Annotated in this window: 20 protein-coding genes and 2 pseudogenes; 17 read left to right on the top strand and 5 right to left on the bottom strand. The window is 68.4% G+C overall.

Going from position 1 to position 24080, the window contains the following annotated elements; genetic code table 11:
• The 3 genes from ACOJVU_RS08985 to ACOJVU_RS08975 form a co-directional block, all read right to left on the bottom strand.
• The coding region (locus ACOJVU_RS08985; RefSeq protein WP_421529451.1) for a cation-translocating P-type ATPase at positions 1-2516 on the bottom strand (2516 nt) is incomplete at its 3' end.
• A complete protein-coding gene (locus tag ACOJVU_RS08980; protein ID WP_421529450.1) occupies positions 2513-2662 on the bottom strand; it encodes a hypothetical protein in 150 nt (49 codons plus the stop codon). The genes ACOJVU_RS08980 and ACOJVU_RS08985, both read right to left, overlap by 4 nt.
• A 99-nt stretch (positions 2663-2761) precedes the next feature.
• The gene (locus ACOJVU_RS08975; RefSeq protein ID WP_421529449.1) at positions 2762-3436 is read right to left on the bottom strand and encodes a hypothetical protein; all 675 of its coding nucleotides are present in this window, start codon (positions 3434-3436) and stop codon (positions 2762-2764) included.
• 86 nt (positions 3437-3522) lie between these two features.
• On the opposite strand from ACOJVU_RS08975, the gene ACOJVU_RS08970 reads away from it, so the two are divergent.
• From ACOJVU_RS08970 to ACOJVU_RS08960, 3 genes are read left to right on the top strand one after another with little or no spacing between them, the layout of a single operon-like run.
• Positions 3523-5028, top strand: coding sequence for a carboxylesterase/lipase family protein (locus ACOJVU_RS08970; protein ID WP_421529448.1), 1506 nt, complete (start codon positions 3523-3525; stop codon positions 5026-5028).
• Between the two features lie 18 nt (positions 5029-5046).
• Positions 5047-7053 (top strand): oxidoreductase family protein, encoded by a 2007-nt coding sequence (locus tag ACOJVU_RS08965; protein ID WP_421529447.1) that lies wholly within the window; start codon positions 5047-5049, stop codon positions 7051-7053.
• Between the two features lie 38 nt (positions 7054-7091).
• Positions 7092-7580 carry a gluconokinase gene (locus ACOJVU_RS08960; RefSeq protein ID WP_421529454.1) on the top strand — a complete coding sequence of 163 codons (489 nt, stop codon included), beginning with the start codon at positions 7092-7094 and terminating at the stop codon, positions 7578-7580.
• 40 nt (positions 7581-7620) lie between these two features.
• Here ACOJVU_RS08960 and ACOJVU_RS08955 read toward each other — a convergent pair whose 3' ends face one another.
• On the bottom strand, positions 7621-8364 hold the full coding sequence (locus ACOJVU_RS08955) for a DoxX family protein (protein WP_421529446.1): 744 nt from the start codon (positions 8362-8364) through the stop codon (positions 7621-7623).
• A gap of 128 nt (positions 8365-8492) precedes the next feature.
• Between ACOJVU_RS08955 and pncA the strand changes: the two genes are divergently transcribed.
• The 10 genes from pncA (at position 8493) to ACOJVU_RS08905 (ending at position 20172) form a co-directional block, all read left to right on the top strand.
• Positions 8493-9053: a pyrazinamidase PncA gene (gene pncA / locus ACOJVU_RS08950; protein ID WP_421529445.1), complete on the top strand. Its 561-nt coding sequence runs from the start codon at positions 8493-8495 to the stop codon at positions 9051-9053.
• A gap of 261 nt (positions 9054-9314) precedes the next feature.
• Positions 9315-10643 carry an ABC transporter substrate-binding protein gene (locus ACOJVU_RS08945; RefSeq protein ID WP_421529444.1) on the top strand — a complete coding sequence of 443 codons (1329 nt, stop codon included), beginning with the start codon at positions 9315-9317 and terminating at the stop codon, positions 10641-10643.
• Entirely contained in the window at positions 10640-11566 is a 927-nt protein-coding gene (locus tag ACOJVU_RS08940; RefSeq protein ID WP_421529443.1) for a carbohydrate ABC transporter permease, read from the top strand. Before ACOJVU_RS08945 ends, ACOJVU_RS08940 begins: the two co-directional genes overlap by 4 nt.
• A gap of 13 nt (positions 11567-11579) precedes the next feature.
• The gene (locus ACOJVU_RS08935) at positions 11580-12404 is read left to right on the top strand and encodes a carbohydrate ABC transporter permease (protein ID WP_421529453.1); all 825 of its coding nucleotides are present in this window, start codon (positions 11580-11582) and stop codon (positions 12402-12404) included.
• Between the two features lie 2 nt (positions 12405-12406).
• Positions 12407-13489 carry an ABC transporter ATP-binding protein gene (locus ACOJVU_RS08930; protein WP_421529442.1) on the top strand — a complete coding sequence of 361 codons (1083 nt, stop codon included), beginning with the start codon at positions 12407-12409 and terminating at the stop codon, positions 13487-13489.
• A gap of 46 nt (positions 13490-13535) precedes the next feature.
• A complete protein-coding gene (locus ACOJVU_RS08925) occupies positions 13536-14510 on the top strand; it encodes a patatin-like phospholipase family protein (RefSeq protein WP_421529441.1) in 975 nt (324 codons plus the stop codon).
• A 96-nt stretch (positions 14511-14606) separates the two neighbouring features.
• On the top strand, positions 14607-15443 hold the full coding sequence (locus tag ACOJVU_RS08920; protein ID WP_421529440.1) for a DUF3097 domain-containing protein: 837 nt from the start codon (positions 14607-14609) through the stop codon (positions 15441-15443).
• Between the two features lie 216 nt (positions 15444-15659).
• A complete protein-coding gene (locus ACOJVU_RS08915) occupies positions 15660-16562 on the top strand; it encodes a universal stress protein (RefSeq protein WP_421529439.1) in 903 nt (300 codons plus the stop codon).
• A 191-nt stretch (positions 16563-16753) separates the two neighbouring features.
• Positions 16754-18724, top strand: coding sequence for a primary-amine oxidase (locus ACOJVU_RS08910; RefSeq protein WP_421529438.1), 1971 nt, complete (start codon positions 16754-16756; stop codon positions 18722-18724).
• A 5-nt stretch (positions 18725-18729) separates the two neighbouring features.
• Positions 18730-20172 (top strand): gamma-aminobutyraldehyde dehydrogenase, encoded by a 1443-nt coding sequence (locus ACOJVU_RS08905; protein ID WP_421529437.1) that lies wholly within the window; start codon positions 18730-18732, stop codon positions 20170-20172.
• On the opposite strand, the gene ACOJVU_RS08900 is transcribed toward ACOJVU_RS08905, so the two are convergent.
• Positions 20162-21466 (bottom strand): acyltransferase family protein, encoded by a 1305-nt coding sequence (locus ACOJVU_RS08900; protein WP_421529452.1) that lies wholly within the window; start codon positions 21464-21466, stop codon positions 20162-20164. The genes ACOJVU_RS08905 and ACOJVU_RS08900 overlap by 11 nt on opposite strands.
• 147 nt (positions 21467-21613) lie before the next feature.
• Between ACOJVU_RS08900 and ACOJVU_RS08895 the strand changes: the two are divergent.
• From ACOJVU_RS08895 to ACOJVU_RS08880, 4 genes and pseudogenes are all read left to right on the top strand, one after another.
• A pseudogene (locus ACOJVU_RS08895) lies at positions 21614-21877 on the top strand (aldo/keto reductase); the annotation flags it as partial.
• A complete protein-coding gene (locus tag ACOJVU_RS08890; RefSeq protein WP_421529436.1) occupies positions 21862-23004 on the top strand; it encodes a KR domain-containing protein in 1143 nt (380 codons plus the stop codon). The pseudogene ACOJVU_RS08895 and the gene ACOJVU_RS08890, both read left to right, overlap by 16 nt.
• A complete protein-coding gene (locus ACOJVU_RS08885) occupies positions 23001-23891 on the top strand; it encodes an ABC transporter ATP-binding protein (protein WP_421529435.1) in 891 nt (296 codons plus the stop codon). Before ACOJVU_RS08890 ends, ACOJVU_RS08885 begins: the two co-directional genes overlap by 4 nt.
• Positions 23881-24080: pseudogene (locus tag ACOJVU_RS08880) on the top strand (ABC transporter permease); the annotation flags it as partial. The gene ACOJVU_RS08885 and the pseudogene ACOJVU_RS08880, both read left to right, overlap by 11 nt.

Here is a 24080-nt window from a genome sequence, read left to right as displayed (position 1 = left end):
ATGGCGAGCAGGGCGGTCAGCCACCCGGCCCACGACGGGCCGGTTTGGCCGAGCAGGTGCGCGAGCGGTGGCACATACAGGAAGGCCGCCAGCATCGCGAGTTCGGCGCCGACGGCGCCCAGCAGCAGACGGTTGGTCCGCCACGGAACGGTCCAGGCGGGGCGCAGCGTGCTGCGGCAGGCGAAGGCGTTGGCCACCTGCCCGAACACCACGGCGCTGAACGCGGCACCCGAGGCCACGAGCAGCGCCGGACCGTGGGGGAAGGGCGCACCGGGTCGCCAGCCGAGGGCCAGGAACGCGGTCAGGAAGGCGCCGAGCTCCACGGCGGCCTCGACCGGGCCCAGCACCCCGAACGCGCGCGTGAATAGGCGCCCGTCCAACAGGTGGCCGTGCGTCGGGGGCCGGTCGAGCACGTGCGCGGCGGCCGGCTCGGCACCCAGCGCCAGGGCGGGCAGGACGTCGGTGCCGATGTCGAGCGCCAAGACCTGCAGCACCCCGATCGCGAGGGGGAACGTCCCGGCGCTGAGTGCCCACACGACGAACGGGGCGAGCTCGGCCACGTTGTCGGTGAGATGGTAGGTGAGGAACCGGCGCAGGTTGGTGAACGTGGCCCGGCCCTGTTCGACGGCGGCGACGATGGTGCTGAAGTTGTCGTCGAGCAACACCAGGTCGGCGGCCTCGCGGGCCACGTCGGTGCCGGACCGGCCCATGGCCACCCCGATCGCCGCCTCGCGCAGGGCCGGCGCGTCGTTGACCCCGTCTCCGGTCATGGCCACGACGTGACCGCGGTGGCGCAGCGCCCGCGCGATGCGCAGCTTGTCCTCGGGGGTGACCCGGGCGACGACGACGCCGTCGTGGTCGAGCAGTGCGCCGAGTTCGGCATCCGCGGCGGGCAGGTCTCGGCCGGTCAGCACGAGTTGCTCCGGCCCCAGCAGGCCCACCTCGGCCGCGACGGCCCTGGCGGTCTCGGGATGATCGCCGGTCACCATGGCGACCTGGATGCCGGCGCGCCGGCACGCGGCCAGCGCCGCCGCCGCACGCTGGCGCGGAGGGTCTTCCAGCGCGACCAGCCCCAGCAGCGTCAGGTCGCGCTCGGCCTCGGCCGCCGAACCCGGCGGTTCGGCCGTGGCGAGGTCTCGCGCGGCGACTGCGAGCACGCGCAGGCCGCGGTGGGCCAGCGCCCGCAGCGCCTCGACCGCGCCGGTCGGGACCGCGCAAAGCGGAAAGACCGCATCGGGGGCGCCTTTGACCAGCACGCGGTTTCCGGTGACCACGGACATGCGGCGCCGGCGGGCGTCGAACGGGAACCGCGCCCGCTCCGGGGCCGATCGGGCGCTGTCGTCGGTGTCGACGCCGACCCGGCGCGCGAAGGCGTCCAGGGCGGCCTCCATCGGATCGCCGTGCGGTACCCAGCGGCCGTCCTTCTCGCTCACCCGCCCCGACGAGCACCGCGCGGCCACCCATGCGACGTCCCGCAGCGGGGCCTCGTCCCCGGCCCAGTGAATCGTGGCCACGGGTTCGTAGCCGTTGCCGTCGATGGTGGCGGTGCCGTCGGGCATCCACACCTCGACCACCGACATCTCGTTGCGGGTCAGGGTGCCGGTCTTGTCAGTGCAGATGAAGGTCGTCGAGCCCAGCGTCTCGACCGCCTCGAGGTTGCGCACCAACGCGTGCCGGCCGGCCATCCGCTGCGCCCCGATCGCCAGCGACAGGGTGACGGTCGGCAGCAGGCCCTCGGGCACGATGGCGACTGTCACCCCGACTGCGAACAGAAATCCGGCGGAGGGAGGCATGCCGACCAGCAGCGCGACACCGAAGAAAACCGACCCGACCACGACGGCGACCACGGCGATGAGGCGCGACACGCGGTCGAGCTCTTTGCGCAGCGGGGTCGGAGCGGGCCGCTGCGCCTGGGTGAGCCGGGCGATCCCGGCCAGCCGGGTGTGCCGTCCGGTCGCCTCGACCGTAGCCCGGGCCTCACCTTCGACCGCGAAACAGCCGGCCGGTACGGCCTCGCCCGCCGCGGGGTGCTCGGGCACGCTCTCCCCGGTCAGCGCCGAGGTGTCCACCGCCAGCGCATTCGCGACGTCGAGCCGCAGGTCGGCCGAAATGCGGTCGCCCTCGGCAAGCAGCACCACGTCGCCGACCACCAGATCTTCGGCCGGCACCTGCCGGGCCATGCCGTCGCGAACCACGGTGGCGCGCCGCGGAAGCAGCTCGCTCAACCGTTCGGCGGCGTGCTCGGCGCGCTGTTCCTGAGCGAACGCGAACAGCCCGTTGATCACGATGACGACGAACACCGCCACACCCAGCTGCGGCATCCCCGCGACGAATGCCAGCGCGCCGGCCACCCAGAACAGAAGCGCGAAGAAGTGGACCATCTCGGCCAACAGCCGCCGCCAGGCCGGGATCCTGCGTGCCACCGGAAGCCGGTTGGGGCCCTCGGCGTCCAGCCGCGCGGCGGCCTCCTCCGATGTGAGTCCCACCCGCAACACCTCGGAGCCCGTGACGCTCATCGCGTGCCGCGCGGTTTTTCACCGCGGGAGCGGTTCGTCGGTCGCTGCCGCACCCAACCGCGGGCGATGCCCACGGCAACCAGGCACAACACCGACGCGATCACCACGCCCGACACCACCAGGCCGACGACCCCGACCGCGCCCATGGAACCTCCCGCTCGCTCATCAGCCAGCGAAGACGAACGCGGCGCCGCCGGATAGAGTCCAAGGTCACGATCGGTCCCGGACGTGGCGCCGACGCGGCCTCAGCAGGCGAACGCCAGGCCGACGCCGTCGGGCGGCGGCACAGGCTGCAGGCAGCCGAACCGCTCGATGCCGGCCGTGCTGAATCGCACCGCCGAACGGTGGGCATAGTTCACACAGAACAGACCAGCCCGGTCGGCCCGGCAGCGGTAGTCACCGAAAGACAGCGAATCCCCGTCGGCCAGTGCGGGCCCGTGACCGTCGACGAACGGGCCCGGGTCGCCGCGGGCTGCGCCCACCTGCAAGTTCGTCCCATCGAAAAAGACCCACCCGCCTTTCCATTCGCCGTAGGCCGTCGCGGGCGCGGGCGCGGGATTGGTCAGCTCGACCAGGCAAACCGGCGCGAGCCCGGTGCGTTTGGCGTCGGTCATGCACGCGACTTTGCCGACTTGGGCGGTGAACGCGACGTCGCCGCCGAGTGGGGTGACGACACCGTCGCGCGTCACGTTGTGAAAGCCGGCGGGGTCGGCAGGGCGACCCGCCTCGATCCAGGCGATCACGTCCGAGATCGCGGCGCCCGACGTCGGTGCGGTTGACGGAGCCGGCCTGCTCGACGAGGTGGTGGTCGTCGCCGGGGTGCTCCCGGGTGCTTCGGGGCCGGGCCGCGGTTCACCGCGCTGACCGTGTGAGCAGCCGGCGACCAGCAACGTCAGCGCGACCAGCGCGGCGATCCGCATTGAGCCAGGCTAACCGCCGGTCCACGAACCAGCACCGACTGAGGCGCTGCGCGCGTTCTGCGCGTCGATTCGGCTACGGTCGGCTCATGCATGAGCGCACCGTCCGCGCGCAAACCTCTGCCGGCACCGTCGAAGGTTTCACCCGCGACGGGGTGAACCGGTGGCGATCCATCCCGTACGCCCGCCCCCCACTGGGGCCGCTGCGCTTGCGGGCGCCCCAGCCGGCCCGGCCCTGGTCGGGAGTGCGCCACTGCCACGGATTCGCCAACTGCGCGCCCCAGCAGCGTCGCTACACCCTGCTCGGGGTCGGCAAGTACCAGCCCATGAGCGAGGACTGCCTGACCCTCAACGTCGTCACCCCCGAATCCGCCGGTGCGCAACCGCTTCCGGTGATGGTCTTCATCCACGGCGGGGGGTACTTCCTGGGCAGCTCCGCCACGCCGCTGTACGACGGCCGGGCATTGGCCCGCCGTGGATGCGTCTACGTCTCGGTCAACTACCGATTGGGGGCGCTGGGGTGCCTGGACCTGTCGTCGCTGTCGACGGCGCAGGTCCCCATCGAGAGCAATCTTTACCTGCGCGACCTGGTGCTGGCGTTGCAGTGGGTTCGTGACAACATCGCGGAGTTCGGCGGTGATCCCGCCAACGTCACCATCTTCGGCGAGAGTGCCGGCGCGTGCATCACCTCCACGTTGTTGGCGGTGCCCGCCGCCGAAGAGCTGTTCGCCCGGGCGATCTCGGAGAGCCCGGCCTCGGGCCTGACGCGGTCCAAAGACATCGCGGACGAGTTCGCGAACCGGTTCGCCGATTTGCTCGGGGTGCGAAGGCGCGACGCCGCCGACGCGCTGATGCAGGTGTCCGCGGCCCAACTGGTAGAGATCCAGCACCGCCTGATCGAGCAGGGCATGACGAACAGGTTGAACGCCTTTCCGATCGGCCCCGTCGTCGGCGACGACATCCTGCCGATGGATCCTGTTGAGGCGATGCGGTGCGGACGGGCGCACCGGGTGCCGCTCATCGTGGGGACCAACGCCGACGAGGGACGCCTGTTCACGCGCTTCCTGACGATGCTGCCGACGAATGAATCGATGGTCGAAGAACTGCTGGCCGACACCGAACCGGACGCCCGCGAACGCATCACCGCCGCCTACCCGGACTACCCGGCACCCTCGGCGTGCATCCAGCTCGGCGGCGACTTCGCGTTCAGCTCGGCGGCCTGGCAGATCGCCGAAGCACACGGCACCCACGCACCCACGTACCTCTACCGCTACGACTTCGCTCCGCGAACGCTGCGCTGGACCGGCTTCGGCGCGACCCACGCCACGGAACTGCTCGCGGTGTTCGACATCTATCGGACCAGGTTCGGCGCGCTGCTGACGGCCGCCGGCGACCGGTGTTCCGCGCTGCGGGTCAGCAACCAGGTGCAACGCCGGTGGAGCTCCTTCAGCCACACCGGGGTACCCGGCGACGACTGGCCCGCGTACACCGCCTCCGACCGCGCCGTCATGGTTTTCGACCGCAGGTCTCGCGTCGAGTTCGACCCGCATCCGTACCGCAGGATGGCCTGGGAAGGCTTTTCACTGGCGCGTTGAACTGGCACGCTGACCACCATGCACGCCGACACCGGGCAAGTCGTCGAACGACCCGGTGACCTCACTGCCTCCTGGCTGACCGCGGCGATCGGCGCCGGGCCCGTCGCGCACTTCACCGTGGAACGCATCGGCACCGGCCAGATGAGCGATTGCTATCGTGTCCGGCTCACCTACTCGGACGGGGCGCCCGGCCCCGGCCGGCCCGAGTCGGTGGTGCTCAAGGTCGCCGCGACCGACCCGATGAGTCGCCAGACCGGGCTGGCGCTGGGTCTCTACGAACGAGAGGTCTGCTTCTACGGCGACATCGCTCCGCGTCTGGGCGGTCCGGTCGCGCCCTGCTACCACGCCGCAGTCGACACCACCACCGGGGCCTTCGACCTGCTGCTCGCCGACGCGGGCCCGGCGATCGTCGGCGACGAGATCGCCGGTGCCACAACCGAACAGGCCCGCCTGGGTGTCGAGGAGCTGGGCCGGCTGCACGGCCCGCTGCTCGGGGACCCGGGGCTGGCCGAGGCGCCGTGGCTCAACCGCGAGTCGCCCCTGCGCCAGGCGATGATCACCCCGCTCTATGCCGGTTTCGTCGATCGCTATGGCGACCAGATCGAGCCGGGACACCGCCTGGTGTGCGAACGCCTGGTGGCCTCGTTCGACGGCTACCAGGCGCAGGAGTCCGAGCCCGGCCGAATCCAGGGCATGGTGCATGGCGACTACCGCCTGGACAACATGCTGTTCGGTACCGAAGGCGCAGACCGCGCGTTGACGGTGGTCGATTGGCAGACCGTCTCGTGGGGCCCGGCGCTGACCGACCTGGCGTATTTCCTGGGCTGTGCCCTGTCGACGCGAGACCGCCGCGAGCGCTACGACGGGTTACTGCGGACTTACCACGAGGCATTGGGGCCCAATGCGCCCCTGAGCCTCGCCGACGTCGCCGAAGGTGTGCGCCGCCAGAGCTTTTTCGGGGTGATGATGGCGATCGTCTCCTCGATGCTGGTGGAGCGCACCGAGCGCGGCGACCGGATGTTCATGACGATGCTGCAACGACACTGTGAGCACGTGCTCGACACCGACGCGTTGGTGACGCTGCCCGTCGCGACGGCACCCGAGCCGCTGCGACCGTCGCGGGACGACGAACTCGCGCACGCCCCGACCGCCGAGCCGCTGTGGAGTGAAAGCTGGTATGCCGACTTCGCCGATCCCGCACAGGGATTGGGTGGCTGGTTCCGCCTCGGCCTGATCGCCAACCGGCGGCAGGCGTTGGTGCATGCGCTGCTGTGTGGCCCGGGCATGCCGACCGTGGCCGTCGACACGCTGGTCCCACTGCCTGCCGATCCGTGGATGCTGGCCACCGACACCCTCGAGCTGGGCCACTCGGCCACCGCCGCGCTGCAGACCTACCGCGTCGACATCCGCGCGCGGGCCCAGGCGTACGACGACCCTTCTGCACTGCTGCGCGGGGAGCCTGGCACTCCGGTCGACATGACGATGCATCTGGTGTGGGCCACCGGCGGCGCCCCGTACAAGTACCGGCTCACGACGCGCTACGAAATCCCTTGCAGGGTCTCGGGCACCGTCAGCGTGGACGGTGCCGGCTACCGCGTCGACTCCGTGCCCGGACAGCGCGACCACTCCTGGGGGGTGCGCGACTGGTGGAGCATGGACTGGATCTGGAGCGCCCTGCACCTCGATGACGGCACCCGTTTGCACGGGGTGAACATCCGCATACCGGGTGCCCCGGCCTTCAGTGTCGGCTACGTTCAGGATGCCGTCCACAACGTCACCGAGGTGCAGACCGTCGAATCGCGGGAAGCATTCGGCGCCAACGGTTTACCGCTTGAATCGACATTGGGCTTCGACCCGGGCGGGATCGTTGCGGAACTCGACGTGCGCGGCCAGGCGCCGGTGCGGCTGGTTTCCCCCGACGGGCGGGTCAGTCAGTTCCCGCGCGCCTGGGTCACCGTCACCACCACGGACGGCCGCCGCGGCGTCGGCTGGGTGGAATGGAACCGCAACCTGGCGACCGGGTGAGCGAAGGCCGGAGCCGTGTTCCGTCGCCGATCGTGGTGATGGGTGTCTCGGGCTCGGGCAAATCGACGGTGGGTTCGGCCCTGGCGCAACGGTTGCGGGTCCCGTTCGTCGACGGCGACACCCTGCACCCGCCGGCCAACATCGCCAAGATGGCCGCCGGCGAACCGCTCGACGACGACGATCGCCGCCCCTGGTTGGACCTGGTCGGCGAGTGGTTGGCGGGCCACCGCGGCGGCGGTGTGGCGAGCTGTTCGGCGCTCAAACGCGCCTACCGCGACCGATTGCGCGCGCATTGCCCGAACGTGGAGTTCCTGCACCTCAGCGGTTCGCCGGAGCTCATCGGCCACCGGCTGGCCGCCAGGCCAGGTCATTTCATGCCGGCAGCGTTACTGCGTTCGCAGTACGAGGCGCTCGACCCCCTTGGCCCCGACGAGCCGGGTTTCACCGTCGACGTCGGCCGGGATGTCGAGGCGATTATTGACACCTACGTGTCGGCGTCATCGACGCGACGGCACAAAAGCAGCTGAAAACCGCCGTGGTACAAGGATTCCCGAGACGCTGAGGTGTTCAGCGGAGCCGCTTTTTCACCTGCGAGCCGACCCGTTCCAGCGCATCCCCGGCAGCCTGGCCGTTCGCGGAATCGGCGCGGTGACGCGTTGATTCGGCGAGTTGCTCGCCGCGGGCCCGGGCGGCGCCGGCCAGTTCGCGGCTGCGCTTGCGTGCGGCTTCGACCAGCGGTGCACCCTTGTCGGCGCCGATCTTCAACCCATGCCTGATCTTCTCGCCGAACTCTTCTACGTCACTGTCGAGGTTGTCGTGGACCTGGGGAAACTTGGGCAGCGCGGATGAAACCGCATCCGAGAGCCGCTCGGCTGCCCGGCGGCCCCGCCACCCCAGCGACGGCGCGCCCGCGGTGTCGGCGGCCGCGATCATCAACCCGCCCAGCAGGCTGAGGTCCGTCAGGAACTCCTTGCGTTTCTCCGCTTTGCGCTGCGGGTCGGTCTCCGTCCAGAACATGTGCGCGCCGAGGTTGCCCGGCAGTACGGTGCAGGCCAAGGCAGCCGAGGCCACGCGTGGCATCCGACCAGTGGCCAGCAGCAGGCCGCCCCCGACCTGAACTGCCGCGTTGATCTGCGCGACGGTCTGCGGGTCGCTGGGAATGCTGGTGCCCACCGGATTCGGCAGCGCCTGCAGACCGCCCACCGCGGGCGCCGCGGCCGCGGCCGCGGCCTTGGGATTGAGCAGTGAATCGATGCCTTGCCCGATGAACACGGCCGACAACAGCGGCCGCGCAATTCTGCGGATCAACATGGCAGGCTGACTACCCCGCCGGCCCGCAATCAAACCGGCGCGTCCCCCGGCCGAAGGTGAGGGCCGATATTCCCAGCTGATGCCCGTAACGCGGCCTCGGTGGCGATACGGTCGATAAGCTGGAGCCCGTGCGGGCATTGGTCATCGTCGACGTGCAGAACGACTTCTGCGAGGGCGGGCCGCTGGCGGTCGCCGGCGCCGCCGCCCTGGCGTCGGCCATCAACAGTTATTTGGCGGATGGCCCGGGATACCGGCACGTCGTCGCGACGAAGGATTGGCACGTCGACCCGGGAGGCCACTTTTCCGACCGGCCGGACTATTCGTCGTCCTGGCCGCCGCACTGCATCGCGGGAAGCCCCGGTGCGGACTTTCCTCCCGACCTCGACACCGGCCCGGTCGAGGCGGTCTTCTGCAAAGGCGCCTACACCGCCGGGTACAGCGGTTTCGAGGGCTTCGACGAGGACGGGACCTCCCTGCTGGCGTGGTTGCGCGGGCGCGGAGTCGAGGCGGTCGACATCGTCGGCATCGCCACCGACCATTGCGTCAAGAGCACCGCCGAGGACGCGGCGCGGGCCGGTTTGGCAACGCGGGTACTGGTGAACCTGACCCGCCCCGTCGCCGCGGATTCGGCCGCGCGGGCACTGGCGGAGATGCGGGCCGCGGGCGTCGAGTCGGCCGAGGTGGCCTGAGGGTGGCGCCGCCGAGTCGTTCGCCGGCGCGATGCGACTCGAGTGCGGCGGCGAGACCACGGTGAACGGCCTCCGAGCTAGCGTGGCCGTCGGCTGAACTCGGGGCACCGGCGTGCCATCTCGTTCGACGAGGTGACCCGGCAGGCCGACGCGATACCTCCCGGTCTGACCGCCGGCCGTGCTGCAAGGGTCGGATCGGGTACCAAGGACACTAGACGTAGCCGGCGGCGGGCCGGCCGAGACGGAAGACCGGGGAGTGCCATGGGTGATGAGCCGTTCGGGCGGCGTAGCCTGCTGCGGGGTGCCGGAGCGCTCACCGTGGCGGCGCTGGCGCCGTGGCCAGACGGCTGCAGCTCCGGCGGCGACGACGCGCTCACCTTTTTCTTCACCGCAAACCCCGATGAGCACGCCGCGAGGATGCGTGTCGTCGACGCGTTCCGGCGTCGTCATCCCGACATCAAGGTTCGAACCCTGTTGTCCGGTCCGGGCGTCATGCAGCAGCTCTCGACTTTCTGCGCCGGCGGCCGCTGTCCCGACGTGCTGATGGCGTGGGAGTTGACCTACGCCGAATTGGCCGACCGGGGCGTGTTGCTGGACCTGAACACGATGCTGGCGCGCGATCCGGCCTTCGCCGCCGAGCTCAAGTCGGACAGCATCGGCCCGCTCTACGAGGGCTTCTCGTTCAACGGGGGCCAGTATGCGTTCCCGGAGCAGTGGTCCGGGAACTACCTGTACTACAACAAAAGGCTTTTCGCCGAGGCCGGGGCACCGGCACCGCCGGGGACGTGGGCGCAGCCGTGGACCTTCGGCCAGTTCCTGGACGCTGCCACCGCACTCACCAAGCGGGACGGATCCGGGCGGACAACGCAGTGGGGATTCGTCGACACATTCCTGCCGGCGGCGACGGCGGGACTGTTCGGCATGAACAACGGCGTACCGTGGTCGACCCCCCTGAAAAACCCGACCCACTTCAATTTCGGCGAAGACGCGTTCATCGAGGCGGTGCAGTTCTACGCCGACCTGGCCAACAGGCACAAGGTGGCGCCCACCGCGTCGGACACCCAGTCGATTTCCACGCCCAATTTGTTCGCGGCGGGCAAGGCGGCCCTCGCGCTGGGCGGCCACTGGCGCTACCAGACGTTCCAGCGCGCGAACGGACTGGAGTTCGACGTCGCGCCACTTCCGACGGGTCCGGCGCTGCCGAAAGGACATGCGGCCTGCTCCAACATCGGCGCCACCGGCCTGGCCATCGCCGCGAGCAGCCAACGTAAGGATCAGGCTTGGGAATTCGTCAAATTCGCGACCGGCCCGATCGGACAGTCGCTGATCGGCGAGTCATGTCTGTTCGCGCCGGCGCTACGATCCGCGCTGGCATCGCGGGGATTCGCCGCGGCGCACAGTCGGTTGAGTAACCTGACCGTGCTCACCGAGGGGCCGGCCTATTCCGAGGCGTTGCCGATCACCCCGGCATGGGAGAAGGTCAGCGCCCTGATGGACCGCAATTTCGGCCCCGTGCTGCGCGGGTCGAGGCCGGCGAGCTCGCTGGCCCGGATGTCACACGCCGTCGACGAGGTACTACGCAACCCATGACACCGATCGACACCTCCTGCGCGAGATCTCGTCCGTTGCGACGGCGTGCCCGGGCAGGCCGACTGTTCGTGGCGCCGAACCTGGCCGCGGTCAGCATCTTCATGCTGTTCCCGCTCGGGTTCTCGCTGTACATGAGCTTTCAGCAGTGGGACCTTTTCACGCGGCCGAAGTTCGTGGGTCTGAAGAACTTCGGGGACCTCACGTCCGACCCGTTGTTTGTCATCGCACTTCGCAACACGGTGGTTCTCACGGTCGGCACCGTAGTGCCGACCGTGCTGGTCAGCCTGGTCGTCGCCGCCGTGCTGAGCTGGGAAGTCAAAGGCATCGGGATCTTTCGCACCGTCGTCTTTTTGCCGCTGGCCATCTCCTCGGTGGTGATGGCGGTCGTGTGGCAGTTCGTCTTCGACACCGACAACGGACTGCTCAACATCGTGCTCGGCTGGGCCGGCGTCGGCCCGATTCCCTGGCTGATCCGACCGCACTGGGCCATGGCGTCGCTGTGCATGGTCAGCGTGTGGCGAAGCGTGCCCTTCGCGAGCGTCGTGCTGCTCGCCGCCATACAGGGGGTACCGGCAAACCTGTACGAGGCCGCCAGAATCGACGGCGCCGGCGCGATACGGCAGTTCGTCTCCATCACGCTGCCCATGATCCGGGGTGCGGTGTCGTTTGTGGTCGTCATCTCGGTCATCCACGCCTTCCAGGCGTTCGACCTGGTCTATGTCCTCAACGGGCCCGGTGGCGGACCGGAGACCGCGACGTATGTGTTGGGCATCATGCTGTTTCAGCACGCGTTCTCCTTCCTGGAGTTCGGATATGCCTCCGCGCTGGCATGGGTGATATTCGCGATCCTGCTGGTGTTGACCGTGCTGCAATTCCGCATCACGCGGCGTCGCTCCTGGGAGGCTTCCCGTGGGTTTGGCTGAGCACCCCGCGCGCATGTTCAGGCGCAACGTCATCCGGACCGCGGTCGTCTACGTGGCCCTGATCTGCATCGCCTGCTGTGCACTGTTCCCGATCGCCTGGGCGGTCTCCGGGTCCCTGAAGAAGGAGGGCGAGGTCACCGAGCCGACGTTGTTGCCGGCCCACCCGCAGTGGTCGAACTACACCGAAGTGTTCGCGTTGATGCCGTTTTGGCGGATGTTCTTCAACACGGTTCTCTATGCCGGCTGCGTCACGGCCGGGCAGGTGTTCTTCTGCTCACTGGCCGGATATGCGTTCGCGCGCCTGCAATTCCGCGGTCGCGATGCGCTGTTCTTGGTCTATCTGGCCACTCTGATGGTGCCGTTGACGGTCACCGTCATCCCACAGTTCATCGTCATGCGGACCCTGGGCTGGGTCGACACCCCGTGGGCGATGATCGTGCCAGGTTTGTTCGGCAGCGCTTTCGGCACTTATCTGATGCGACAGTTCTTCCTGACCCTGCCCACTGACCTGGAGGAGGCCGCGATTCTCGACGGGTGCTCCTCGTGGCAGGTCTACTGGCGGATTCTGCTGCCTCATGCCAGGCCCGCGGTGCTGGTACTCGCGGTGCTCACGTGGGTCAACGTGTGGAACGACTTCCTGTGGCCGCTGCTGATGATCCAGCGCAACAGCCTGGCCACGCTCACCCTCGGGCTGGTCCGGATGCGCGGGGAGTATGTCGCCCGCTGGCCGGTGCTGATGGCGACGTCGATGCTGATCATGCTGCCGCTGGTCGTCATCTACGCCATCGCGCAGCGTTACTTCGTCCGCGGTATTGCGGTGACCGGACTCGGGGGCTAGACGTGGCTTCGGTGAGCTTCGAGCAGGCGACCCGCTGCTACCCGGGCGCGGACCGGCCGGCCCTGGACGGACTCGACCTGGTGGTGGGTGACGGCGAGTTCGTCGTGCTGGTCGGCCCGTCCGGGTGCGGCAAGACGACCTCGCTGCGGATGGTGGCCGGATTGGAGACGCTGGATTCCGGGCGCATCCGCATCGGTGATCGAGATGTCACCGACGTCGACCCGAAGTACCGCGACGTCGCGATGGTCTTCCAGAACTACGCTCTCTACCCGCACATGACCGTCGCGCAGAACATGGGCTTCGCCCTGAAGATCGCCAGGACACCGAAGGCCGAGATCCGCGAACGGGTGCTGGCCGCTGCCGAACTGCTCGACCTGCGGTCGTATCTGGACCGCAAACCCAAGGACCTGTCCGGGGGGCAGCGCCAGCGGGTGGCGATGGGACGCGCCCTCGTGCGTCGTCCGCAGGTGTTCCTGATGGACGAACCGCTGTCCAATCTCGACGCCAAACTGCGGGTGCAGACGCGAAACCAGATCGCCTCGCTGCAAAGGCGACTCGGCACCACCACCGTTTATGTCACCCACGACCAGGTGGAGGCCATGACGATGGGCGACCGTGTCGCCGTGCTGCGCGACGGACTGTTGCAACAGGTCGCCGCGCCCCGCGAGATTTACCGCAATCCCGACAACGCCTTCGTGGCCGGCTTCATCGGTTCGCCCGCGATGAACCTTTTCACCCTGCCGATCGTGGATTCGTCGGTGTTGTTGGGGGATTTGCTGATTCCGATAACACGCGAGATCGCCTCGGCAGCGGCAGAAGTCGTCGTCGGAGTGCGTCCTGAACATTTGCAGGTGAATGGCCCCGGGGTTGAGAGGGGGTTCGAGATGCAGGTCGACGTGGTCGAGGAGCTGGGTGCGGATGCCTACCTGTATGGGCGAATCAGTTTCCCGGGCAATACTGTCGATCAGCCCGTCGTGGCACGGGTCGACGGACGCCGGCCACCAGAGCGGGGTAGCCGCGTGCGGTTGAATCCCGAACCCGGTCACCTACATTTCTTCGGCGCCGACGGTCGACGGATCCGTTGAGTGCGGCGCGGCGTGCCGCGCGGCGGCCCGCCGGATCCGGGCTAAGGTGGCGGCCGTGAGCGTGGCACACGCCGACCTGGTGTGCGAAGGCGGCGGCGTGCGGGGCATCGGACTCGTGGGTGCGGTGGAGGCCTTGGCCGAAGCCGACTACCGGTTCCCCCGCGTCGCCGGCAGCAGCGCGGGCGCGATCGTCGCCTCGCTGGTGGCGGCTCTGCAGGCGGCCGGCGAACCGCTGAGCCGGCTCGCCGAGGTGATGCGCAGCATCGATTACCGAAAGTTCCTCGACCGCAGCCTGATCGGTCGAGTACCGGTGATCGGCGGGGGACTGTCGCTACTGGTGTCGGACGGGGTGTACCAGGGGGCCTACCTGGAGCGGTTGATCGGCGGATTGCTGGGGGACCTGGGCGTGCGCACGTTCGGTGACCTGCGCACCGGCGAGAAACCCGAACAGTTCGCGTGGTCGCTGGTCGTGACCACCAGCGACCTGTCCCGACGCCGCCTGGTGCGCATTCCGTGGGACCTGCCCGACTACGGTGTCGAACCGGACGACTTCCCCGTGGCCCGCGCCGTGCACGCCTCGGCGGCGATCCCGTATGTGTTCCAACCGGTCCGGGTCGCCGGCGCCACCTGGGTCGACGGCGGATTGCTGTCGGATTTCCCGGTGCAGCTGTTCGACGAACCCGACGGCCGGCCCCGCTGGCCGACGTTCGGTATCCGGCTGTCGGCGCGCCCCGGCATTCCGCCCACCCACCCGGTGCACGGGCCGGTGTCGCTGGGAATCGCCGCCATAGAAACGCTGATGAGCAACCAGGACAACGCCTACATCGACGACCCGTGCACCGTGCGGCGCACCATTTTCGTCCCTGCCGACGAGGTCAGTCCCATCGATTTCGACCTGTCCGCGCAGCAACGAGATGCCCTCTACCGACGCGGTCTGCGAGCGGGCCGACAGTTTCTGACGACATGGAATTACGCGGACTATCTGGCGGCGTGCGGTCCACCTCGCCAAGGCCGGGAGTAGAGCACAGGCCGCGGAACGCGTCGCCGACAACTTGTGATGTTGGCCGCTGGCGCGCCGCACCGGCGATCACCGGCGAACCCTCGTACTATCGCCGACGTGGTGGATCGCTACGGAACCGACGTGCTGGCCGCAGGCCGGCGCACGCCTCGTTCGACTGAGCACCCGGCCGAGTTGGGTTTGGTGGTCGAGGATGCGCAGACGGGCTACGTGGGCGCGGTGGTGCGGGTCGAATACGGTCGGGTCGACCTGGAAGACCGGCGAGGGCGCACGCGTGGCTTTCCCCTCGGGCCGGGTTATCTGCTGGACGGGCGTCCGGTGATCCTCACCGCGCCGCGTCGCGTGGCGCCGCCCGCGCCGGCCAGAACGGCGTCGGGATCCGTCGCGGTCCCACGCGCGCGCGCCCGGGTCGCGCGCGCCAGCCGGATCTACGTCGAGGGACGCCATGACGCCGAGCTCATCGCACAGGTGTGGGGCGACGACCTTCGGGTGGAGGGCGTCGTCGTCGAGCACCTCGGCGGCGTCGACGACCTGGTGGACATCGTGACCGAATTCGGTCCCGGGCCGGGGCGCCGGCTCGGTGTGCTCGTCGACCACCTCGTCACCGGGTCGAAGGAGGCGCGCATCGCCGACGCGGTGCGGCGCGGACCGGGAGGCCACGACACGCTGGTCGTCGGTCACCCTTACGTCGACATCTGGCAGGCCGTCAAGCCGCAGCGACTCGGCTTGAAAGCCTGGCCGCAGGTGCCACGGCAGGTGGAATGGAAACACGGCGCCTGCAAAGCGCTGGGACTGCCGCACGCCGCCCAAGCCGACATCGCCAGCGCCTGGCAGCACATCCGCTCCCGGGTGCGCGACTGGAACGACCTCGAACCCGCGCTGATCGGCCGGGTCGAAGAACTCATCGACTTCGTGACTCAGCCGTCCGCGCCCTGACTGAGGTCGCATGTCTTGCGTACGCTACGCCCGCGTGCCGAACACCTCTCTGGCGAAAAGGGATTCACCCGGCGGCACGTCCATCCGGTGACGGGAGAGTTACCGCCCGGTGAAGCTTGTGCCGCCGAAACCCTCCGGACCGCCGGCTGGGGACTAAAGCCTCACGACCGGTGACCCCGACGCCGATAATGTCTTCCTCGAAGGAGGGAGCATGAAATGACAGCACCCAAACATCCCGGCGTGGTGGTGGCGACAGACGGTTCGGCGGCGTCCAATGTCGCCGTCGCCTGGGCAGCCCATGACGCGGCAATGAGGAATATCCCACTGACGGTCGTCCATGCGGTGATCACCCCGACCGCGACCTGGCCGCCGATGCCCTACCCGGATTCCCTGGCGGTGCGGCTGGAAGACGACGGCAAGAAGGCGATCATGCACGCGGTCAAGATCGCCGAAGATGCGATGCCCGCGGACCGCAACGTCCCCATCGGCAGGGAACTGGTGTTCGCGACCCCGGCGTCGGCCCTGATCGAGATGTCCACCCAGGCCCAGATGGTCGTGGTGGGCAGCTCCGGGCGTGGGCTGATCGCCCGCGGCGTGATCGGTTCGGTCAGTTCGGCGGTGGTGCGGCAGGCCCATTGCCCGGTCGCTGTGATCCACGACGGCGAAACACCGCGCCCTGACTTACCTGTGCTGGTGGGAATCGACGGATCGCCGGCTTCCGAACTGGCGACCGAGATCGCGTTCGACGAGGCGTCGCGCCGCGGGGTCGGCTTGGTGGCCTTGCACGCATGGAGCGACCTTGGGGTCGGCTATCTGGGAGAATCCGGTCTGCCCGAACTGCTGGGGGAGGCGGAGCGCAGTCTCGCCGAGCGGCTTGCCGGCTGGCAGGAACGTTACCCCGACGTCACCGTGCGGCGACTGGTCCTGCGTGACCAGCCGGCGCATGAGCTCGCCGACAAGGCCGATTCGGCGCAACTCGTCGTCGTGGGCAGTCACGGCCGGGGCGGTTTGGCGGGCACGCTGCTGGGCTCGGTGAGCAACGCGGTGCTGCACTCCGTGCGGGTGCCCGTGATCGTGGCCAGAACGTCCGGTTCCTCAGAAAAGGCTAGGCTAGCCTAATATCATCGTGAGTCGCCGAGCGCTCGAGGATTTTGCGCCCGAACCTTTCGATGGATGTGCCGCGAAAACCTGTTGCAGGCCAATCCCGTTCGGCGTGTAGCGGCCCGGCGAACGCGGTAGCGAGACGCCGGCTTGCGACGTGCCACCCAACGACGGGGGTGTAGACCCGCACAGGTGGGTAGAGACAAGCTATGACCGACACCCTGATCCAGACCTTCCACCCCCTCGACCCGCTCACCGAGGACGAGTTCGGTAAGGCAGCCGCACTCCTGCGTCGGGAGAAATCGGTGGACGACCGCTGGCGCTTCGCTTCGATCGCGTTGGAGGAGCCGAGCAAGCCCGCGGTCGCCGCATTCGAGGACACCGGTGTCGTGCCCGACCGGCAGGCAACGGTCGTGTGCTTCGAGCGCGACGTCAACCAGACGTTCAAGGCGCTGGTCTCACTGACCGACGACGCGGTGCTGGCGTGGGAACACGTGTCCGGCGTGCAACCCAACATCACGGTCGACGAATTCAACGAGGCGAACGAGGTCCTGCGCCGCGATCCGCGTGTCGTCGCCGCGCTGCGTCGCCGTGGCATCACCGACGTGGGCGCCGTGTTCGCCGACATCTGGGCCTACGGGGACGTGCTGATCCCGGAGGACCATCGCACCCGCCGGCTTGCCTGGTCGGACACCTGGCTCACGTCGCCGGGTGGTGCGAACCGCTATGCCCATCAGCTCAGGGGTTTTCACTGCATTCTCGACCTGAATTCCATGGAGGTGCTCGACATCGAGGAAGGCGAGCCGCTCGAGTTGCCGGAGGTGATGGGCGAGTATCTGCCGCAGCACATTCCCCGGCGCCTGCTCGACTCCAGCGCGAGAGAACCGTTGCGGCCGTTGCAGATCACTCAGCCACAGGGCCCGTCGTTCACCCTCACCGGAAATAAGCTGGAATGGCAGAACTGGTCCCTGCGCATCGGTTTCAACTGGCGCGAAGGGATGACGCTGCACACCGTCACCTACAACGACCACGGGCGTGTCCGCCCCATCGCCCACCGGATGTCGTTCGCGGAGATGACGGTGCCCTACCGTGATCAGTCCGACGACCACTACCGGCGGACGGCGTTCGACATCGGCGAGTGGGGCCTGGGATTCATGACCACCTCCCTGGAGCTGGGTTGCGACTGCCTGGGCGAGATCCGTTACCTGGATGCGGCCCTGCATGACAGCATGGGGCGGCCGTATGTCATCAAGAACGCCATCTGCATCCACGAGGAAGACGACGCCGTGCTGTGGAAGCACGTCGACCAGGCGACCGGCGCCGAGGTGCGGCGCTCGCGCCGGCTCACGGTGTCGTTCCACGTGACCGTGGCCAACTACGAATACCTCGTCTACTGGCGCTTCTACCAGGACGGCAGCATCCAGAGCGAGGTTCGGGCCACAGGACTGATCCTGACCAGCGCCCTGCACCCCGGTGAGAAGGCCTCGAGGGGAGCACTGGTGGACACCCGCACCTACGCGCCGTATCACCAGCATTTCCTCACCGCCCGGCTCGACCTCGACATCGACGGCTGCGACAACACCGTCTACGCCGACGAATCCGAGCCCATGCCGATGGGGCCGGACAACCCCTACGGATTATCCCTGCGGCACAGAACCATTCCGCTGCGCACCGAACACGAGGGCAGGCAGGACTACTGCTGGGAGACCCAGCGGGCGTGGCGGGTGGTCAACGACAACGTCACCAACGGCCTGGGCACCCACCCCTCCTACAAGCTCGTGCCGGGCGGGGCGATCCCGTCCATGTTCGATTGGGACTCGCCGGTCCTGCAGCGCGCCGGAGTCATCGGCCACACCGTGTGGGTCACGCCGAACCGTCCCGACGAGCGCTGGCCGGCAGGCGAGTTCGTGAACCAGAGCGGGCCCGGTCTCGGCCTGCCCCGCTGGACCGCGGCCAACCGCCCCATCCACAACACCGACGTGGTGCTCTGGTACACCTTCGGCATCCACCACATCACCCGTCCGGAAGACTGGCCGATCATGCCGGTCGACACGGTGTCGTTCTGGCTCAAGCCCGTCCGGTTCTTCGATCGCACGCCGGCCTTGGACGTGGCGCCCACCTCGGTAATCGACTGCCATCCCGGCGGTGGAAACGCCGAACACTGCACACCACGGAGGTGACACCCATGCCGGACAAGAAGGTATTCCACAACATCATCGACGGGATCCAGGCCGCGGGCCACGGAGAGCTGATGGATATCGTCAACCCCGCCACCGGGGAAATCTATGCCGTGGCACCCAACTCGTCGGCCGAAGACGTCGACCGGGCATGCGCGGCGGCGGAGCGGGCATTCGAGTCGTGGCGCTGGAGCACCCCCGGCGACCGGCAGCGGGCCCTGCTCAAACTCGCCGACGTCATCGAGGACAACGCCGACGAACTCGTGGCGATCGAAAGCGAGAACACCGGCAAGCCAATCGGATTGACGACTACCGAGGAGATCCCGCAGGTACTCGACCACCTGCGGTTCTTCGCGGGCGCCGCGCGTGTCCTCGAAGGCCGTGCCCAGGCCGAGTACATGCGGGGCTATACCTCCTCGGTGCGCCGCGAACCTGTTGGCCCGGTCGCCCAGGTGGCGCCGTGGAACTACCCGATGCTGATGCTGGTGTGGAAGTTCGCGCCGGCGCTGGCTGCCGGCTGCACGACGGTGCTCAAACCGTCGGACACCACGCCGGCGTCGGCGTTCTGGCTGGTGGAGAAAATGCAGGAGATCCTCCCTGCCGGGGTGTGCAACCTGGTCTGCGGCGACCGCGACACAGGCGCGCAGCTCGTCGCGCACCCGGTGCCGCAGCTGGTGTCGATCACCGGATCCGTCGGGGCCGGCATGGCCGTGGCAACCAGCGCGGCCAAGGACCTCAAACGCGCGCACCTGGAGCTCGGCGGCAACGCGCCGGTGATCGTCTTCGACGACGCCGACATCGCGGCCACCGTGCGCGGGCTCACGGAGGCGGGCTACTTCAACGCCGGGCAGGACTGCACCGCGGCCACGCGCATGATCATCGGCGACGGCATCTACGACGAGTTTCTCGCGGCCATGTCAGACGCGGTGGGCGAGATCAAGACCGGCTACGACCCGGCCGACGCGGACATCCTGTACGGGCCGATCAACAGCGCAAACCAGCTGGAGAAGGTCGCCGGCCTGGTGTCGGGCACGCCGGAGCATGCCCGGGTCCTGACCGGGGGCCGCCGCAAGGACGGCGCCGGATTCTTCTACGAGCCCACCCTGATCGCCGACCTGCACCAGGACGACGAATTGGTCGCGACCGAGATCTTCGGTCCGGTCATGACCGCGCAGCGGTTCGGCGACGAACACCAGGCGGTCGCCATGGCCAACGGCACCGAATACGGGCTCGCGTCATCGGTGTGGACGCGCAGCGCCGACACGGCGGCGCGGATGGCCGCCCAGCTGGACTTCGGCTGCGTGTGGATCAATGCCCACATACCGCTGGTGGCCGAGATGCCGCACGGCGGCTTCAAGCACTCCGGGTACGGCAAGGACCTGTCCTTGTACGGGTTGGAGGATTACACCCGCATCAAGCACGTCATGCACTACCACGGGTTCACGGGCTGAGGCGGGAATCCGCGGGACGCAACATCACCAGGATCAGTCCGGCCGCGAACACCACCGCGGTCACCCACGGGAAGCGCCCGTCGGGAGCGAAGCCGTTGGCGGCCAGGTACTCGAGGCTGCAGACCGCCAGCGCGGCGCCGGCCAACGTGACGGCCTCGCTCCAGCGGTGGGGGAGCCGGACCCCGAAAGTGGGCAGCGGGGCACCGAAAATGCGCCGCTGCCAACCCAACACGACCATCTCCGCGCCGGTCATTACCGTCAGGACGACGACCCACTCCAGTCGGGCCAGCCACCAGGCCCCCGACCCCTCGACCGGTTGCGGCAACAGCCCGGCCGGATACGCGAGAACCGCGACGATCACGACCGGGATCATGTGCCACAGATAGAGCGCCATCACATTGGTGTTGGCGACCGACAACGCGCGCCGCACCCAGCCGGCGCGCAACGCCCGGTTGATTGCGGGAGCGAGCGCGATCGCCAGCCCGGCCTGGGTACACCCGAACGCCAGCATCGCCACGGTCGGAGGCGTCGTGTTCTCGATGGCCTGGCCGGGAACACCGATCATGCTCACCGGATATCGGCCCCGCCAGATCAGCAGTGCCAGCGCCGGCGCCGACCCGGTCGCCAGCAGCAGCGGCCTGAGCCCGCCCAGCAGGCCGGCGTGCCAGGCGATTCCGAGTTGGTAGAGCATCCCCCAGCAGAACACGTAGTTCAGCCATCCGAGGTAGGGAATGTGGCCGTGCAGGGAGGCGGCGTCGATCGCGATGACCCCGACCGCCAGCGCCGCCGGCACCCCGAGGCCCCAACGCCGTTGCGCGGCAACCGCGATGGGGGTAAGCGACACCACGATCAGGTAGATGGCGAGAAACCACAGATGCATGGCCACCGCCCAGCCCGCGTAGTCCAGCAGGGAGCCGGACACTCCGAGGAATTCCGCGACGGCCACGGCGACCCACACGGGCGCGACGTACACCGCCGTCGGCCCGAGGACGCGGGCCAGCCGATGCCGCGTCCACGCGTGGCGGGAGAAGTCGTCGCCGGCGCGCCGGCGCGTCCACGAGATGCCACCGGCATAACCGGCGACCAGGAAGAACACCGGAACCGCCTGGAAGATCCAGGTCAACCATTGGGTCCACGGCAGATCGACCAGCGGATTCTGCCGACCGAATTGTCCGCCGTGGTACGTCACCGAACCGGCCAGCCAATGCCCCAGCACGATCAGCACCACCCCGGAAACCCGGTAGAAGTCGACGGCGAGATTGCGTGTCTGCCGGGTGATGGCGGCGTCGTCCATCATGTCGCCGAATGGTCCATACGCTGCACGCGCGTCACGGTACCCGCGCCGTGGCCCTAAGTCGCCCGCGGCACAATGACCTGATGAAACGAGCGAATCTGGGTGGCCTCGGCGTCGGTCGCATCGGTCTGGGCGCGATGGGCCACCCACAACCTCGCCAGCGCCGACGAGCTGGGTGACGTCAGCGCCGACATCGGCGCCACGCCGGCGCAGGTCGCCCTGGCCTGGCTGCTGGCCAAAGGCTCCGACATCGTCCCGATTCCCGGGACCAAACGCGTTGCGCGCCTTGAGGAGAACGTCGGCGCAGACACCGTCGAGCTGAGCCCCAAACAACTGGCCAGGCTCGACGCGCTCACCCCGCCCGCCGGCGGTCATCACGCGGAGGCGCAGATGGCATGGATCGACCGGTAATGGCCGGCGCGGTTTCGGGTCGCAAAAAGAAGCTGGTGATCGGGGCCAGCGGGTTCCTGGGATCGCACGTCACCCGCCAGCTCGTCGTCTCGGGCGCCGACCAGGTGCACGGCTGGCTGGACCGGCACAACCGGGAAGAGGGCCGTCCCATCCGCGGGATCATCCACGCCGCAGGGTTGGTCCACGACCAGCTCCTGGTGAACATGACCGAAGCCGACTTCACCACAGTGTTGACTCCCAAGATCCGCGGCGCTCGCCTGCTGCACGATGCCCTGCGCGGGCAGGAACTGGATTTTTTCGTGATGTTCGGGTCCGCGGGCTCGGTCATCACCTCGCCCGGCCAAGGCAATTATGCCGCCGCCAACGCGTTCCTCGACGCCTTCGCGTCGTACCGGCAGTCCGAGGGGCTACCTGCTCTCACCATCGGGTGGGGTCCCTGGTCGGTGGGGATGGTCGAGGAACTCGAGCTGGAAAAGAGCTACGCCCAACGCGGGATCGACCTCATCAGACCCGCAGTGGGAATCCGGATCCTCGATCGGCTGGTCAACCAAAAGGCCCCCAACGTCGTCGCCATCAGCGCCGATTGGAGACAGGCGCGCCGTGTTGCATTCGGCGGCCACGTGCCGCCGATGTTTTCCGAACTGGGAGCCGCCGAAGATTCCTCCGAGCGCACCGACGCGGATTCGTCGATGCGCGAATTGATCTCGGCCATGCAGGAAGAGGACCGGCTCGACGCGGTTGCAAGCCACGTCCGGCAGATCGTTGCCGCTGTGTTTGAACTCCCCGTCGCCGAGGTCGGGCTCGACGACAGCCTCGACGACATCGGGCTGGACTCGATGATGGCGATGGATTTCAGGCTGCGGATCAACGCGGCGTTCGCGATCGACGTGCCACTGCTGGAACTGCTCCGGGGGGTGAGTGTCGCATCGCTGGCCGTTCAGATTCTCGCCGACCTCCGGATCGCCGGCGACGATGCGCCGGAAGTCGCCGAAAAGCGCTCGCAACCCTCCGTTGTCGACGGCGACATCGACGGATTCCTCGAACAGCTGTTTGAGGCCGAGCTACGGGAAGTGCTGGCCGAGTTGGAGAAACACCCGCACGGGCCGAACGCGGGCGGCCCGCCATGACCTGGTCGAAGGCGGCTTCGCCGGCAGCGACGCGTCCGCGGCGGCGGTCCGCGGTCCACGTTGCTGGTCTGTCGAAGTCCTACGGAACATCTTGCGCGGTGCGGGATCTGGACCTCGACGTCGAGCACGGCGAAATCTTCGCGATCCTGGGGCCCAACGGGGCGGGTAAGTCGACCACCATAGAAATTCTGGAAGGGCACCGTCAACGCGACGCCGGTCAGGTCAGTGTGCTGGGCGAAGACCCCGGTGCCGCGGGCCGGAGCTGGCGCGCCAAAATCGGCATAGTGCTACAAGAGGCCAGCGACTTCGGGATGCTCAAAGTCTCCGAAACGGTGCACATGTTCGCGCAGTGCTATGGAAAGGCCCGGGGCCCCGAGGAGGTGCTCGAACTCGTCGGGCTCGGCTCGGTTCGCGATTCGAAGGTCAGGGCGCTGTCGGGTGGGCAGCGCCGTCGGCTCGATGTCGCCCTCGGGGTCATCAACATGCCCGAGCTGGTCTTCATGGACGAACCGACGACGGGATTCGACCCGGAAGCCCGGCGACGATTCTGGGATATCATCAGGCTCCTGGCCGCCGACGGCACGACCGTTTTGCTGACCATGCACTACCTGGAAGAGGCCGCCACGTTGGCGGACCGCGTCGCGGTCATCGCCGCCGGCAGCCTGGTGGCGCTCGACTCGCCGGCAAAGCTGACCCGATACGTGAGTTCGGCTGCGACGGTCCGGTGGATGGAGGGAGACGAAGTGCAGGTGGAGCGCACGGATTACCCGACGGAGTTGATCAGGCGGCGCTCGGCGAACGGGAAAGAGCTTGGCCGGCTCACGGTCTCGCGGCCAACGCTGGAAGACGCATATTTGCAGTTGATCGGCCAGGCAGATGAGTGTTGACCACGTCGAGAGCGCCGCGACGGCGCGACATCGTGCGAACGGGCCGGATTCTTCGCTGCCGTCGCCGCTGCGTATCGGCATGTCGCGCGTCGTCCCCGAGCTGAAGATGTTCTACCGCCGGCCCGAGCAGGTGGTCCTGACGTTCTCCTTGCCGGCCGTCATCTGCATTTTGTTGGGTTCGATTTTTTC

Origin of the sequence: Mycobacterium sp. THU-M104, assembly GCF_049197365.1 — a bacterium.
GTDB lineage: Bacteria > Actinomycetota > Actinomycetes > Mycobacteriales > Mycobacteriaceae > Mycobacterium.
This window is presented reverse-complemented; position numbering and strand designations above follow the sequence as displayed.